The sequence below is a fragment of the Micromonospora sp. NBRC 110009 genome, assembly GCF_030518795.1.
GTDB lineage: Bacteria > Actinomycetota > Actinomycetes > Mycobacteriales > Micromonosporaceae > Micromonospora.
Genome location: NZ_CP130427.1, coordinates 2,710,272 through 2,724,020 on the forward strand (window position 1 = coordinate 2,710,272; position 13,749 = coordinate 2,724,020).

A 13,749-nucleotide genomic window follows, 5' to 3' on the forward strand; every position below is an offset into this window, starting at 1 on the left:
CGGCGAAAGCCACCGGGGCCGTCGCCTTTTCCCATGCCCGGCCAGGGGCCGCTGAGCCGGTGGCAGGGGCGGCCGCTCAGGGGCGGGGGAGCGGGACCGGAGGGCCGTCGCCGATGAGCCGGAAGGACTCCGCGCCGACGGGCTCGACCAGGCCGTCGGTGACCAGCCCGGCCAGCGCCCGGGCGCGCTGCACGTCGTCGGGCCACACCTGGTCCAGCCGCTGGTGCGGCACCGGCCCGGTCGCCTCGCGGAGCACCGCGAGCAGCAGGCCGCGTACCTGGCGGTCGGTGCCGGCGTACCGCTGGCGGCGGCGGGTCGGGCCGGCCGGGGGCTCCTGGCCGGAGGCGCGCCAGGCGCAGACCGACTCGACGGGGCAGGCCGCGCAGCGGGGCGACCGGGCGGTGCAGAGGACCGCACCGAGTTCCATGAACGCGGCACTGGCCAGCGCTGCGGCGGCCGGCTCCACCGGCAGCAGCTCCTCGGTGGCGACCAGGTCGGCCGGCCGGGTGGCCGGGCCGGCGTCCGGCTCGCCGGCGATCGCCCGGCAGACCACCCGGCGTACGTTGGTGTCCACCACCGGCTGCCGCTGCCCGTACGCGAACGCGGCCACCGCGCGGGCCGTGTACGTCCCGACGCCGGGCAGCGCGAGCAGCTGGTCCAGCCGCTCCGGTACCTCGCCGCCGCGCCGCTCCACGATCGCCACCGCGCAGTCCCGCAGCCGGACCGCCCGGCGGGGGTAGCCGAGCCGCCCCCACATCCGGATGGCCTCGGCCGGGGTGTCGTGCGCCAGCGCGGCCGGGGTGGGCCAGCGGGCCAGCCACGCCTCCCAGGCGGGCAGCACCCGGACCACCGGGGTCTGCTGGAGCATGACCTCGCTGACCAGGATCGCCCAGGCGCCGACGCCCGGCCTGCGCCACGGCAGGTCGCGGGCGTTCCGCTCGTACCAGCGGCTGACCAGGGTGGCGAACGTGGGCTCGGACATCGCGCCGCCGATCATGTCACGGGCCGCCTTCCCGCAGGATGGGCGGGCCGGGCGGGCCCGCGCGGCCGACCCACGGCCACCGGGCAGAATGTCCGGATGAACGAGCTCGCGATCACCGTCATCGGCCGGGACCGGCCCGGCATCGTGGCCGACGTCGCCGAGGCCCTCGCGCGGCTCGGCGCGAACCTCACCGACTCCACGATGACCCGGTTGCGGGGACACTTCGCGATGACCCTGATCTGCGTGGGCCCGGCCGCCGCCGACGTCGAGGCCGCGCTGGCCCCGCTCGCCGCCGAGGGCCAGCTGCTGGCCACCGTACGCGCGGTCACCCCCGACGGGCAGGCCGCGCCCACCGGTGAGCCGTACGTGCTGGCGGTGCACGGCGCGGACCGGATGGGCATCGTGGCCGCGATGACCCGGGTGCTGGCCGACGCGGGCGGCAACGTGACCGACCTGAGCACCCGGCTGACCGGCTCGCTCTACGTGGTGGTCGCCGAGGTGGAACTCCCGCCGGGCAGCGCCGACGAGGTGGCCGGGCGGCTCGCCCGTACCGCTGCCGAGTTGGGCGTGGGTGTCAGCCTCCGGCCCGCGGACCCGGACCTGCTGTGACGGCGGAGGAGTACGTCGGCCTCGCCGGCTGGACCCCGGAGGCGCTGGGCCTGCCCGGCGAGGTGCGCCCGGTGGTCGCCGCCCCCGTCCCGGTGCTCAGCCAGCCGGGTCCCGAGGTGGATCCGACCTCGGACGAGGTGGTCCGCCTCGCCGCGGACCTGGTGGCCACGATGCGCGTCTCGCCGGGCTGCGTGGGCCTCGCGGCGCCGCAGGTCGGGGTGAGCGCCCAGGTCTTCGCGGTGGACGTGACCGGCCACCCGAAGGCGCTCACCGTGCACGGCACGTTCGTGCTCTGCAACGCGAAGGTGGTCGAGGCGAGCCGGTGGAAGGCCGGGCGGGAGGGCTGCATGTCGGTGCCCGACCTGACCGGTGACGTGAAGCGGGCCAGCCGTCTGGTGGTCGAGGGGGTGCTTCCGGGCACCGGCGACCCGGTCCGGCTGGTCACCGACGGCTTCGAGGCCCGGGCGCTGCAGCACGAGATCGACCACTGCGCCGGCCTGCTCTTCCTCGACCGGGTGGCCGGGGCGCACGCGATCTACCAGCGGAAGGTCTATCTCTGACCCGACGTGACCCGGCCGGGGCGCTCGGTCACGACCGCCGTCCATTGTGGAGTGGCCCGCCGACGCGCCCGGACCGCACCGGCGCGTCGTACCCCACGTCGTGCCGTGCGCGGCTACGGTGAACGCATCATGCGTCTGACGGTCGGCCCACTGCCTCCCGCCGTGTACTGGCGGCGTCGCGTCGTCGTACTCGGAGCCGGGTTGCTCTTCCTGATTGTCCTGCTCTACTCGTGCACCGGGCCGGAGCGCAACACCGGCTCGTCGGGCACCCGGCCCGCGGCGACGTCGTCCGCCGCGGCGGCCCCGGCGCCGACCGGGTCGGTGCTGACCCCGCAGACACCGGACCCGTCCGGCATCCCGGGCGGCTCCGGCGGCAACTCCGGCGGCTCGGACGGTGGGCAGGCCGGCCCGGCCGGCGGTGGCACCGGGACGAACGACGGCGGGGCCGGCGCGCCGGCCAACCCGGTGGTCGACGACGGAACCTGCACCGACTCGGAGATCCGGGTGACCCCGGTGGCCGTGCCCGCCACCGCGCAGCAGGGGACCGTGGTGACCCTCCGCCTCAAGATCAAGAATGTCTCGGACCGGACCTGCAGCCGGGACGTCGGCGCCGACCTCCAGGAGCTCTTCATCAAGTCCGGCGCGGAGAAGGTCTGGTCCTCGGACACCTGCGGCACCGGCAAGGGCTCGGACGTGCAGTCGTTCACGCCGAACTTCGAGCGCTCCTACGAGCTGGGCTGGAACGGCCGGTACAGCACGAAGTGCGCCAACGGTCTCGCCAACGGCGGCTACGCCCAGGTCGGCACGTACCAGGTGTTCGCCCGGGTGGGCACCAAGCTCAGTGACCCGGTGAAGCTGACCATCACCGGCTGATCGCCCCGGCCCGCCCGTGGGCGGGCCGGCGGCGGCTCAGACGTAGCGCTCCAGGATGGACGCCTCGGCCAGCCGGGACAGGCCCTCGCGGACACCCCGCGCCCGGGCGTCGCCCACCCCCTCGACCGCCTGGAGGTCCTCCACGGTGGCGCCGAGCAGCCGCTGGAGGCTGCCGAAGTGCACCACCAGCCGGTCCACCACCGCTGTGGGGAGCCGGGGGACCTTGGCCAGCAGGCGGAAGCCGCGCGGGCTGACCGCCGCGTCGAGGGCGTCGGACGCGGACGGGTAGCCGATCGCCTTGGCCACGGCAACCAGGTCGATCAGCTCGGTGGCGCTGAGCAGGTCCAGCTCGACCAGCGCCTCGTCGAGGGTGCGTGACTTGCGGCCGATCGGGAGGTAGTCCCGGATGACCAGGGTGCGGTCGGCGTCCACGCCGGCCATCAGCTCGTCGAGCTGGAGGGCGAGCAGGCGGCCGTCGGTGCCCAGCTCCACCACGTAGCCGGCGATCTCGTCGGCGATCCGGCGGACCATCTCCAGCCGCTGCACCACGGCCACCGCGTCGCGGACGGTGACCAGGTCCTCGATCTCCAGGGCGGAGAGCGTGCCGGAGACCTCGTCCAGCCGGAGCTTGTAGCGTTCGAGGGTGGCCAGGGCCTGGTTGGCCCGGGACAGGATCGCCGCGGAGTCGTCCAGCACGTGGCGCTGGCCGTTGACGTAGAGGCTGATGATCCGCATGGACTGGCTGACCGAGATCACCGGGTAGCCGGTCTGCCGGGCCACCCGCTCGGCGGTGCGGTGCCGGGTGCCGGACTCCTCGGTGGGGATGGACGGGTCCGGCATCAGGTGCACGCCCGCCTGGACGATCCGGGTGCCGTCGCTGGAGAGCACCACCGCCCCGTCCATCTTGCACAGCTCGCGCACCCGGGTGGCGGAGAACTCGACGTCCATCGGGAAGCCGCCGGTGCAGATCGTGTCGACCACCTTGTCGTAGCCGAGGACGATGAGCGCGCCGGTGCGGCCGCGCAGGATGCGCTCCAGCCCGTCGCGCAGGGCGGTGCCCGGCGCCATCAGGGCGAGATTGGCCCGCAGCGGGTCGCCGCCGGCGCCACTGAGGCTCCCGGTGACGCTCACGCTGATCGGACGGGCGGACGAGCCCACGGCACCGGTGCGGGCGTGCGGCGTCGCCGCGGCGGGCTTGGTGGCATCGCGGTCGATCGGCACGGGCACAGTCTACGGACTGCCGTGCGGTGGGTGCTCTCGTGGTTACTGTGATGTGTCACGATGTCCGGCTCCGGCGATCGTCGACCGGCTGTGCCGGCTGTCCGGAATCGCCCAGCCAGCCCCGCCCCAGCATCACCGTGGGTCACTCCGCCGACGCGCGGGCGGCAGCCTGCAGCGCCCCCCGCACATCGGTGACCTCGATCACCCGCATGTTCTCGGGGGCCACCCCGCTGCTGCCGGGGCCGCAGCCGGGCGGCACCAGAGCGAGCCGGAAACCGAGGCGGGCCGCCTCGGCGAGCCGGCGGGGGACCGCGCCGACCCGGCGCACCTCGCCGGTGAGCCCGACCTCGCCGATCGCCACCAGGTGCGGGGCGATGGCCAGGTTGAGACCACCGGAGGCGACGGCGAGCGCCACAGCCAGGTCGGCGGCCGGCTCGACCACTCGGATCCCGCCCACGGTGGCGGCGAAGACCTCCCGGTCGTGCAGGGTCAGCCGCTCGGTGCGCCGCTGGAGCACGGCCAGCACCATCGCCAGCCGGGCGCCGTCCAGACCGGAGACCGTCCGCCGGGGCGAGCCGGCCACGGTGGCCCCGATCAGCGCCTGCACCTCGGTCACCAGGGCCCGCCGCCCCTCCATGGCCACGGTGACGCAGGTGCCCGGCACCGGCTCGGAGTAGCGGGTCAGGAAGAGGCCGGACGGGTCGGCCAGGCTGCTGATGCCGCCCTCGTGCATCTCGAAGCAGCCCACCTCGTCGGCGGCGCCGAAGCGGTTCTTCACGCCCCGGACCATCCGCAGCGACGAGTGCTTGTCGCCCTCGAAGTGCAGCACCACGTCGACCAGGTGCTCGAGCACCCGCGGGCCGGCGACCTGGCCGTCCTTGGTCACGTGGCCCACCAGCACGGTGGCGACGCCACGCTCCTTGGCGACCGCCACCAGCGCTGCGGTGACCGCCCGGACCTGGGTCACCCCGCCCGGCACCCCCTCGGTCCCGGTGGTGGAGATGGTCTGCACCGAGTCGAGCACCAGCAGCCCCGGCTTGACCGCGTCGAGGTGGCCGAGCACCGCCGACAGGTCGCTCTCGGCGGCCAGATAGAGCTGGTCGTGCAGGGTGCCCATCCGCTCGGCGCGCAGCCGCACCTGGCTCACCGACTCCTCGCCGCTGACCACCAGCGACGGGCTGCCGGCATGGGCCGCCCACTGCTGGGCCACGTCGAGCAGCAGGGTGGACTTGCCCACTCCGGGCTCGCCGGCCAGCAGCACCACCGCGCCGGGGACGAGCCCCCCGCCGAGCACCCGGTCGAGCTCGCTGACCCCGGTGGGCCGGGCCCGGGCCGGGGCGGCGCTGATGGTGGCGATCGGGCGGGCCGGCTCGGCGGGCATCCGGGAGCTGACCACCCGGCCGGAGACGGTCGGCCCGCTCAGCGTGCACTCGACGACCGAGCCCCACTCGCCGCACTCCGGGCAGCGCCCGACCCACTTGGGCGGCTGGTGGCCGCAGGCGTCGCACTCGTACGCCGGGCGGGGCTCGCGGGCGGCGCCCCGGCTCCGGCCGGTGGCGGCGGAGCGGGAGGAGGTCGATCGGGAGGTGCTCACCCGAGGACGCTAACCGGGCGGTACGACGAAAGCCCACCCGGAAACGGCGACACCGCCGGCGTGGCGGTGGCCACACCGACGGTGTCGGCGAAGGTTCGTCGGCGGATCAGCCGTGGCTGCCGTCCTCGGCGCCACCCTGTTCACCCGCCTCCTCGCGGGGGTGGACGACCGGCGAGGGGCGCGCGGCCGGGGTCAGCGGGACGCCGATCGGGGCGGCGGTCTTGATGGTGTGGCCGTCACCGAAGTCGAAGGTCAGGTTGACCTGCTGGCCGCTGAGCAGCTTGTCGTTCAGGCCGACGAGTTGGAGGAACTGGCCGCCGGTGCTGTTCAGCTGGACGTAGCCGTTGGCCGGGATGTCGAGCCGGGCCGGCTTGCCGGCCGGGGCCGACTCGCTCGGGGACGCCGACGGGCTGGCCGACGCGGACCCGCTCGGCGAGGCCGACGGCGACTCCGCGAGGTTGGACTGGGTCGGGCTGGGCGACTTCGACGCCGGCTCGGTGGGCGAGCCGGTCGGGGCGGCCGACGGGCCGCCGCTCTGGGCCGCGCCGGTGAGCTGGATGTCCCGCGCGCTGTCGGTGGTGACGGTCACCGTGACCGGGGAGGGGCTGTCGTTGTAGATCACGACGTTGAGCGGCGCGTCGGCGCCCGACTGGTAGCCCTCCGCGCCCGGGTACTGCACGTACAGGCCGCGCACCTTGAAGAGGTTGTCGGGGGTCTGGACGTTGACGCCCTGCACCGACGGGATCTTGTTGGCGGTCTCGGCCACCTGGCCGGCGCCACACCCGGACAGCAGCAGGCTCGCCGCCGCCGTACCGGCCAGCAGCAGGGCCGCCCCCCGGGAACCCCTGATCGAGCGCGTCACGTCGGTCCTCCTCGTCACGATCCCCACCCGGCCGGACGCCGGACACGGGGTGGCCATACCCGCGCAGACCGCGCTCCAGGGTAGTTGGAGCTGATCGAGGGCCGCACGCCGACCCGGGAATGCCACCTACCCGGGGATCCGTCAGCTCACCCGGCCGTTCGCCACCAGAAGGGCCACATCGATGAGCGCCACCACCATGACCGCTCGGAAGGCGGCCACCGGCCGGCCTCCGGACCCGGCCGCGGCGCGGCCCGCGTACCAGCCGAGGGCCGGCACCAGGACGGCGGCGGCGACCGCCGACAGGCCCACCCACGACGGCGGCCCGGGCGGCCCGACGACCAGGGCGACGGTGGCCGCGAGGAGGAGCCCGGCGGCGGCCGCCCGGCTGCCCGCCGGCCCCAGCCGATGCGGCAGCCCACGCACCCCGGTGCGGGCGTCGTCGGCCAGGTCGGGCAGGACGTTGGCGAAATGCGCCCCGGCGCCGAGGCAGGCCGCGGCGGCCACCAGCCAGACCGGCGGCGCAGGGGCGCCGGGCAGGGCCAGCACCACGAAGGCCGGCAGCGCACCGAAGGAGATCGCGTACGGCAGCACCGAGACCGGCGTCGACTTCAGCGGCCAGTTGTAGAGCAGCGCGGAGACGAGCGCGAGGGTGACGCAGAGGGCCGCCGCGCCGCCGGTGGTCAGCGCGATCAGCGGGGTGGCGACGACCGCCGTGACGGCGGCGCGGGCGAGGGTCGGGCGCCGGAGCCCGCCGCTGACCAGCGGCTTGTCGGTACGCCCGACCGTGGCGTCGCGATCCGCGTCGATCAGGTCGTTGCTCCAGCCGACGGCGAGCTGGCTGGCCAGCACGGTGAGCAGCACCGCGGCGATCCCGGCCGGACGGTGCCCGACCCCCCACGCGAGCAGCCCGGCCACCACGGTGACCGCGGCGGTCGGCTCCGGATGGCTCGCCCTGGCCAGCCCTAACACCGACGTCGACATAAGGGAAGTCTGGCCGTTACCCGGGAGTCGTGCCACGCTCGGTGCATGTGTGCTGCGGCCCCGGTGTCCACTCCGCCCCGGGTGCTGCCGCCGAACGACCCCCGGCAGTACGACGACCTGGTCGACGAGTGGTGGCGACCGGACGGCGCGTTCGCCATGCTGCACTGGCTGGCCCGGGCCCGCGCCGCCCTGGTCCCGCCGGCGTCCAGGAGGGACGCCGTGCTGGTCGACCTCGGCTGCGGCGCCGGGTTGCTCGCCCCACACCTGGCCGGCAAGGGCTACCGGCACGTCGGGCTCGACCTGACCCGGTCCGCCCTCGACCAGGCCGCCCCGTACGGCGTGGTGGTGGTCCACGCCGACGCCACGGCGGTCCCGCTCGCGGACGGCTGCGCCGACGTGGTCTCCGCCGGTGAGCTGCTGGAACACGTGCCGGACTGGCGTCGCGCGGTCGCCGAGGCGTGCCGGCTGCTGCGGCCCGGCGGCCTGCTCGTGCTGGACACCCTCAACGACACCCTGCTGGCCCGGCTGGTCGCGGTGGAGATCAGCGAGCGGCTGCCCACCGTGCCGCGTGGCATCCACGATCCACGGTTGTTCGTGGACGCCCGCGCCCTGGTCGCCGAGTGCGCCCGGCACGGCGTCCACCTGCGGGTGCGCGGCCTCCGTCCGGCGCTCGGCGGCACGCTGGGCTGGCTGCTGCGTCGCTGGCGCGCCGCCGGCCCGGCGAGGACGGAGCCGCGGATGGTGCCCACCTGGTCCACCGCCGTGCTCTACCAGGGCCACGGGGTCCGGAGCGGGTAGCCGGGACGAGGGGACGCCGAGAAGGGAGCTAAATGACTGTGGACGCGCTGGAGGCGGCGCGCCGGTTGGCACCGCGACTGGCCGCCCGCGCGGCGGAGCACGACCGGGACGGGTCCTTCCCGGTCGACGACTTCGCCGACCTGCGGGAGGCCGGGCTCTTCGGGCTGATGGTGCCTCGGGAGCTGGGCGGGACCGGGGCCAGCTTCGCCGAGTACGCGGCCGTGGCCACCGAACTGGCCCGGGGCAACGGCGCAACCGCCCTGGTGTTCAACATGCACGCCTCGGTCACCGGGGCGTTGGGCGCGGTCACCGAGGAACTGGCCGAGGCGCTCGGCGTACCGGAGGAGGCGCTGGCCGCCCGGGACCGGCTGCTCCGCGCGGCGGCCGACGGCGCCTGGTACGCGGTGGCCATGAGCGAACGCGGCGCCGGCGCCCGGTTGTCGCAGCTCAGCACCGTCTACCAGCCGGTCGACGGGGGCTGGCACATCAAGGGCGCCAAGACCTTCTGCTCCGGCGCCGGTCATCCGGACGGCTACCTGGTGGCGGCCCGCAGCGCCACCGACCAGTCGGTGGTCTCCCAGTTCCTCGTGCCGGCCGGGGCCGGGACCACCGTCGAGCCCACCTGGGACGCGCTCGGCATGCGCGCCACCGCCTCGCACGACCTGCACCTGGACGTGACCGTCCCGGCCGACCGGCTGCTCGGCGGGGTGGAGGGGCTGGCCCTGGTGGTCGCCCAGCTCATGCCGCACTGGCTGGTGGCCAGCTACGCCGCCGTCTACGTCGGGGTGGCCCGGGCGGCCGTCGACGCCGCCGCCGAGCACCTGAACGCGCGCAACCTCGCCGGCCTGCCGGCGGTCCGGGCCCGGCTGGGCCGGGCGGACGCGGCGGTCGCCGCCGCCGAGCTGGTGGTGGCCGAGGCGGCCCGCCGGGTCGACGAGGCGCCGGGCGACGCGGAGACGAACCGCTGGGTGTGGCGGGCCAAGCTGCTCGCCGGCACCACCGCCGCCGACGTGGCGGCGTCCATGCTGGAGGCGGCCGGCACCTCGGCCACCCGCCGGGGCCACCCGCTGGAACGGCTCTACCGGGACGCCCGCTGTGGCTCGCTGCACCCGGCCACGTCGGACGTCTGCGCCGACTGGCTCGGCGTCGCCGCGCTCGGCGGCGACCCGGACCGCGACGGCTCGGCACCTCGTTGGTGAGCGTGCGGAGTGAGCCAGGTTTGCGAGCCCCGCAGTCGCGAACGAAGGGCGGCCCGGTGAGCGAAGTCGCGAACGGACGGCGATCGTTGGTGAGGGAGTGGTGGATCAGGTCCGAGAGGTGGGGGACATGGCCGTGCCGGTGATCGCGGGCCTGGGTGTGGCGCAGCCGCCCGCCGTCGCACAGGAGGAGCTCTGGGCGGGCTTCTTCGCGAAGCACTTCTCCGGCAGCACCCGCGCGCTGGCCGAGCGCATCTTCGCCAACTCCGGCGTGTCCCGACGGCAGGCGGCGGTGAACCCGCTGCTGGAGGACGTCTCGGAGTGGCCGACGGAGCGCCGGATGCGCCGCTACCAGGTCGAGGCGTTGCCGCTCGGCAAGGAGGCGGTGAGCCGCGCCCTGACCGCCGCCGGCCTCGACGCGGGCGACATCGGGCTCTTCGTGGTCTGCTCCTGCACCGGGTACGCCACCCCGGGGCTGGACATCCTGCTCGCCCGGGACCTGGGCATGGCCCCGGACACCCAGCGCATGTTCGTCGGGCACATGGGCTGCTACGCGGCCCTGCCGGGGCTCGGCGCGGCGAGCGACTTCGTCACCGCCCGGGGGCGCCCGGCGCTGTTGCTCTGCGCGGAGCTGACCAGCCTGCACATCCAGCCGGCCCGGGCCCGGGTGGACACCCAGCAGATCGTCTCGCATGCGCTCTTCTCGGACGCCGCGGTCGCCGCCGTGGTCGTCCCCGGCGGCCCCGGGTACGCGCTGCGCGAGATCACCTCGGTCACCGACACCTCCACCGCCGACCACATGACCTGGGACGTCACCGACACCGGCTTCCGGATGGGGTTGTCGCCGAAGGTCCCGCAGGTGCTCTCGCACCACGTCCGGGCCCTGGTCGACGACCTGCTGGCCCGGCACGGGCGGACGATCTCCGAGGTGGACGGCTGGGCGGTGCACCCGGGCGGCCCGCGCATCCTCAACGTGGCCGAACGCGAGCTGGCCCTGCCGCCGGAGGCGCTCGCGGCGTCCCGGGCCATCCTGGACGAGCACGGCAACTGTTCGTCCCCGACGGTGCTGCTCATCCTCGACCGGCTGTACCGGGCCGCGCGGCCGCCGGAGCGGATCGTGCTGCTCGCCTTCGGCCCGGGCCTGACCCTCTACGCGGCCCTGCTGGACCTCATCGCCTGAGGGGACGTGCCGCGTGCGTCGCGCCGATATCCTCACCCGGTGGGCACCGACGACCGGGTACGGACCGCGTTGCTGGCCGGGTTGACCGTGGCGGCGCTGGCCGCCGGCGGCTGGTGGTGGCGGGCGGCCGCCCCGGCCACCGGACCGGTCGGCGCGAGGCCGAGCCCGTCGGCGGCCGAGCCGACCGAGCCGATCGTGGGCCAGGTGTTCCAGGTGGACCCGAGCACCGGGCAGGTGGTGAGCGAGGCCCTCGACGGGCAGGCGGGTCCCGCTCCTGGCGAGACGCTGATCTCGCACGTCGTGTGGGAGGACCGGTCCCACCTCGGTGCCGGCGACGATCCACTGGTCCGGCAGACCGACCCGTCGGCCGGCGAGCGCTTCCTGCTCACGGTCGGCTGCACCGGAGCGGGCACGCTGCGGGTGGCCTGGTCGGGCGCCGAGGAGGACGGCCCGGGTCTGGTGACGAGCTGTTCCAGCCCGCGGACGACGCAGCCGATCACCGCCCAGGGCGGGCCGTTGCAGACGCGCTTCACCGTGAGCGACGGGGCGGTCGACCTGGACGCCCGGCTCGTCTCGCTGTTCTGACCCGGCGGGTCAGGTGGCCAGCCGCGCCAGGTCGTCCCGGTACGCCTCGGCCGGTCCCAGCTCGGGCACCACCCGGACCAGGGTGCCGTCCCGGTCCACCAGCAGGGCGGTGGCGACGCCGGGCTGGGCGGCGAGGTGGAGATAGGCGCGCAGGCCGCCGGCCGGGTCGGCCAGGGGGCGTACCCCGGGGATCTCGGAGGTCTCGACCTCGCGGCCCTCGGTGACGGTGACCACCGTGACGGCCGGGGGCGCGGCGGCGGCCGCCTCGGTCACCTGCTCCGCGCAGGCGCAGGCGTCGACCAGGACGATCATCGCGGGCAGCAGGCTGCGCAGCGGCACCGGGGAGTTCTCGGCGTCGACCAGGTCGAGCGCGGGAAGCGGCCCGACCGGGCCCGGGATGGCGGTCGGGTAGGGGACGACGGTGGGGCTGGCCCCCGAGCGGATCGACCGGGGCCAGGTGACCGCGGCCAGCCCGGTGAGCGTGACCATTATCGAGACCACCAGGGCGAGCATCGGCAGCCCGAGCGGCGGGCGGCCGTCCGGGCGCGGGGTGAGACCGAGCCGGCGGCGCCAGCCCGCGCGCCGGCGTACCCGGCGGAGTTCACGGCGGAGCTGGCGGGCCTCGTCGGCGAGCGCCGAGGCGTCGTCAGGGACGACCACCCGACCCCACTCCGGCGGCAGGTCGGGAAGCCCGTCCGGTGGCCCGTGGCCTTCAGCGTCAGGCATGCCCATCGGACCCCCAGGAGCCGTCTCGGTGAGCGGACGTCGCGTCCACGTCCAGCGTCCCGCACCGGCCCGCGTACCGCCACACCTGGGCGCACGTGGGATTCCAGGGCTACCATGGAAGGAGCGCATCGCCCTAGATATCGACGCTCCTGTGACTCGCATCGGGTTGTCATCCGATCGTCACGGAGCGTGTTGAAACCATCGGTTTGACCGCCTGTCAAGCTGAAGAAATACCTCTCACAGGGCCCCTGAGCTGCGCCAACGGTCAGGACAGCGGTGAGACATCGGTGCCTGAGCGTGTTACCCTAGACACAGCGAAAGGGGTTTCGAACCTATGGTTTTCAGTGTCGGCGAGACCGTTGTTTACCCCCACCACGGGGCCGCACTCATCGAGGCAATCGAGACTCGGGTCATCAAGGGTGAGGAAAAGCAGTACCTCGTCCTGAGGGTCGCGCAGGGTGACCTGACGGTCCGGGTGCCCGCTGAGAACGCCGAGATCGTGGGTGTGCGCGAGGTGGTCGGCGAAGAGGGCCTGGGCAAGGTCTTCGACGTGCTCCGTGCTCCGCACACCGAGGAGCCGACCAACTGGTCGCGGCGTTACAAGGCGAATCTGGAGAAGCTGGCCTCCGGCAACCCGCTGAAGGTCGCCGAGGTCGTCCGCGACCTGTGGCGCCGGGAGCGGGAGCGGGGTCTGTCCGCGGGCGAGAAGCGCATGCTCGCCAAGGCCCGCGACATTCTCGTCGGCGAGGTCGCGCTGGCCGAGAAGAGCACCAAGGACGAGGCGGAGACGCTGCTCGACAAGGTCCTGACCGAGGCCTGAGTTCCACAGCATCGTCCTACCCACCCCGTAGCAAAGAAATCCGAGGACCGCGACGTGACCGCGCAGCTCAATCCGCGCGGTGACGTCGCGGTCCTTGTTCCTGCGGCCGGTGCCGGCGTACGCCTCGGCCCCGGCGCCCCCAAGGCGTTGCGGCTGCTCGCCGGCGAGCCGCTGCTGGTGCACGCGGTACGCCGGATCGCGGCGGCCCCCTCGGTGCACACCGTCGTGGTGGCCGCCCCGGCGGCCGACGTCGAGGCGGTCCGGGCGATGCTCGCGCCGGTCGCCCCGGTGACCGTGGTGGCCGGCGGGGCGGAGCGCCAGGCGTCGGTGGCCGCCGCGCTGGCCGCCGTCCCGGCCGGCCCGGAGATCGTCCTGGTGCACGACGCGGCCCGCGCGCTCACCCCGCCCGAGCTGGTCGAATCGGTGGCCGAGGCGGTCCGCTCGGGGCACGACGCGGTGATCCCGGTCCTCCCGGTCGTCGACACGATCAAGGAGGTCGACGCCGCCGAGCGGGTGCTCGGCACGGTCGACCGCGCCGCCCTCCGGTCGGTGCAGACCCCGCAGGGCTTCCGCCGGTCGGTGCTGACCGCCGCGCACGAGGCGGCCGGGGATCCGCTGACCGACGACGCCGGCCTGGCCGAGAAGCAGGGCGTGCCGGTCTTCTGCGTACCCGGGTCGGAGTTCGCTCTGAAGATCACCCGGCCGTTCGACCTGGCCCTCGCCGAGCACCTGCTGGCGGCCGGGGCCTGACGCGTACCCTCG

Annotated in this window: 15 protein-coding genes; 9 read left to right on the top strand and 6 right to left on the bottom strand. The window is 74.9% G+C overall.

Features of this window, described 5'->3' with window-relative positions; all coding sequences use genetic code 11:
• Nucleotides 1–76 precede the first annotated feature (76 nt).
• Nucleotides 77–982, bottom strand: coding sequence for an HhH-GPD family protein (locus tag Q2K19_RS12945; RefSeq protein ID WP_302770991.1), 906 nt, complete (start codon nt 980–982; stop codon nt 77–79).
• Between the two features lie 96 nt (nt 983–1,078).
• Between Q2K19_RS12945 and Q2K19_RS12950 the strand changes: the two genes are divergently transcribed.
• From Q2K19_RS12950 to Q2K19_RS12960, 3 genes are all read left to right on the top strand, one after another.
• On the top strand, nt 1,079–1,591 hold the full coding sequence (locus tag Q2K19_RS12950; RefSeq protein WP_302770992.1) for a glycine cleavage system transcriptional repressor: 513 nt from the start codon (nt 1,079–1,081) through the stop codon (nt 1,589–1,591).
• A complete protein-coding gene (locus Q2K19_RS12955; RefSeq protein WP_302770993.1) occupies nt 1,588–2,151 on the top strand; it encodes a peptide deformylase in 564 nt (187 codons plus the stop codon). Before Q2K19_RS12950 ends, Q2K19_RS12955 begins: the two co-directional genes overlap by 4 nt.
• A gap of 129 nt (nt 2,152–2,280) precedes the next feature.
• Nucleotides 2,281–3,024, top strand: a complete 744-nt coding sequence (locus Q2K19_RS12960; RefSeq protein ID WP_302770995.1) for a hypothetical protein — start codon at nt 2,281–2,283, stop codon at nt 3,022–3,024.
• A 36-nt stretch (nt 3,025–3,060) separates the two neighbouring features.
• Here the strand turns inward: Q2K19_RS12960 and disA are convergent, their stop codons facing one another.
• The 4 genes from disA to Q2K19_RS12980 all read right to left on the bottom strand — a co-directional run bounded on the left by disA (nt 3,061) and on the right by Q2K19_RS12980 (nt 7,682).
• Nucleotides 3,061–4,245, bottom strand: a complete 1,185-nt coding sequence (gene disA, locus Q2K19_RS12965; protein WP_302770996.1) for a DNA integrity scanning diadenylate cyclase DisA — start codon at nt 4,243–4,245, stop codon at nt 3,061–3,063.
• A 142-nt stretch (nt 4,246–4,387) separates the two neighbouring features.
• Nucleotides 4,388–5,839, bottom strand: coding sequence for a DNA repair protein RadA (gene radA, locus Q2K19_RS12970; protein ID WP_302770998.1), 1,452 nt, complete (start codon nt 5,837–5,839; stop codon nt 4,388–4,390).
• A gap of 106 nt (nt 5,840–5,945) precedes the next feature.
• Nucleotides 5,946–6,701 carry a hypothetical protein gene (locus tag Q2K19_RS12975; RefSeq protein ID WP_302770999.1) on the bottom strand — a complete coding sequence of 252 codons (756 nt, stop codon included), beginning with the start codon at nt 6,699–6,701 and terminating at the stop codon, nt 5,946–5,948.
• A gap of 141 nt (nt 6,702–6,842) precedes the next feature.
• Nucleotides 6,843–7,682, bottom strand: coding sequence for a UbiA family prenyltransferase (locus Q2K19_RS12980; protein ID WP_302771001.1), 840 nt, complete (start codon nt 7,680–7,682; stop codon nt 6,843–6,845).
• Between the two features lie 45 nt (nt 7,683–7,727).
• Here Q2K19_RS12980 and Q2K19_RS12985 point away from each other — a divergent pair, with 45 nt between their 5' ends.
• The 4 genes from Q2K19_RS12985 to Q2K19_RS13000 all read left to right on the top strand — a co-directional run bounded on the left by Q2K19_RS12985 (nt 7,728) and on the right by Q2K19_RS13000 (nt 11,441).
• Entirely contained in the window at nt 7,728–8,480 is a 753-nt protein-coding gene (locus Q2K19_RS12985; protein ID WP_302771003.1) for a methyltransferase domain-containing protein, read from the top strand.
• A gap of 32 nt (nt 8,481–8,512) precedes the next feature.
• Nucleotides 8,513–9,679 carry an acyl-CoA dehydrogenase family protein gene (locus Q2K19_RS12990; RefSeq protein WP_302771004.1) on the top strand — a complete coding sequence of 389 codons (1,167 nt, stop codon included), beginning with the start codon at nt 8,513–8,515 and terminating at the stop codon, nt 9,677–9,679.
• Nucleotides 9,680–9,806: 127 nt separating this feature from the next.
• Nucleotides 9,807–10,856: a type III polyketide synthase gene (locus Q2K19_RS12995; RefSeq protein ID WP_302771006.1), complete on the top strand. Its 1,050-nt coding sequence runs from the start codon at nt 9,807–9,809 to the stop codon at nt 10,854–10,856.
• 39 nt (nt 10,857–10,895) lie between these two features.
• Nucleotides 10,896–11,441 carry a hypothetical protein gene (locus Q2K19_RS13000; RefSeq protein WP_302771007.1) on the top strand — a complete coding sequence of 182 codons (546 nt, stop codon included), beginning with the start codon at nt 10,896–10,898 and terminating at the stop codon, nt 11,439–11,441.
• A 9-nt stretch (nt 11,442–11,450) separates the two neighbouring features.
• Here the strand turns inward: Q2K19_RS13000 and Q2K19_RS13005 are convergent, their stop codons facing one another.
• Nucleotides 11,451–12,173: a hypothetical protein gene (locus Q2K19_RS13005; RefSeq protein WP_302771009.1), complete on the bottom strand. Its 723-nt coding sequence runs from the start codon at nt 12,171–12,173 to the stop codon at nt 11,451–11,453.
• Between the two features lie 328 nt (nt 12,174–12,501).
• Here Q2K19_RS13005 and Q2K19_RS13010 point away from each other — a divergent pair, with 328 nt between their 5' ends.
• Nucleotides 12,502–12,987, top strand: coding sequence for a CarD family transcriptional regulator (locus Q2K19_RS13010; protein WP_012015454.1), 486 nt, complete (start codon nt 12,502–12,504; stop codon nt 12,985–12,987).
• Nucleotides 12,988–13,041: 54 nt separating this feature from the next.
• Nucleotides 13,042–13,737, top strand: coding sequence for a 2-C-methyl-D-erythritol 4-phosphate cytidylyltransferase (gene ispD / locus Q2K19_RS13015; protein WP_302771012.1), 696 nt, complete (start codon nt 13,042–13,044; stop codon nt 13,735–13,737).
• Nucleotides 13,738–13,749: the final 12 nt, after the last annotated feature.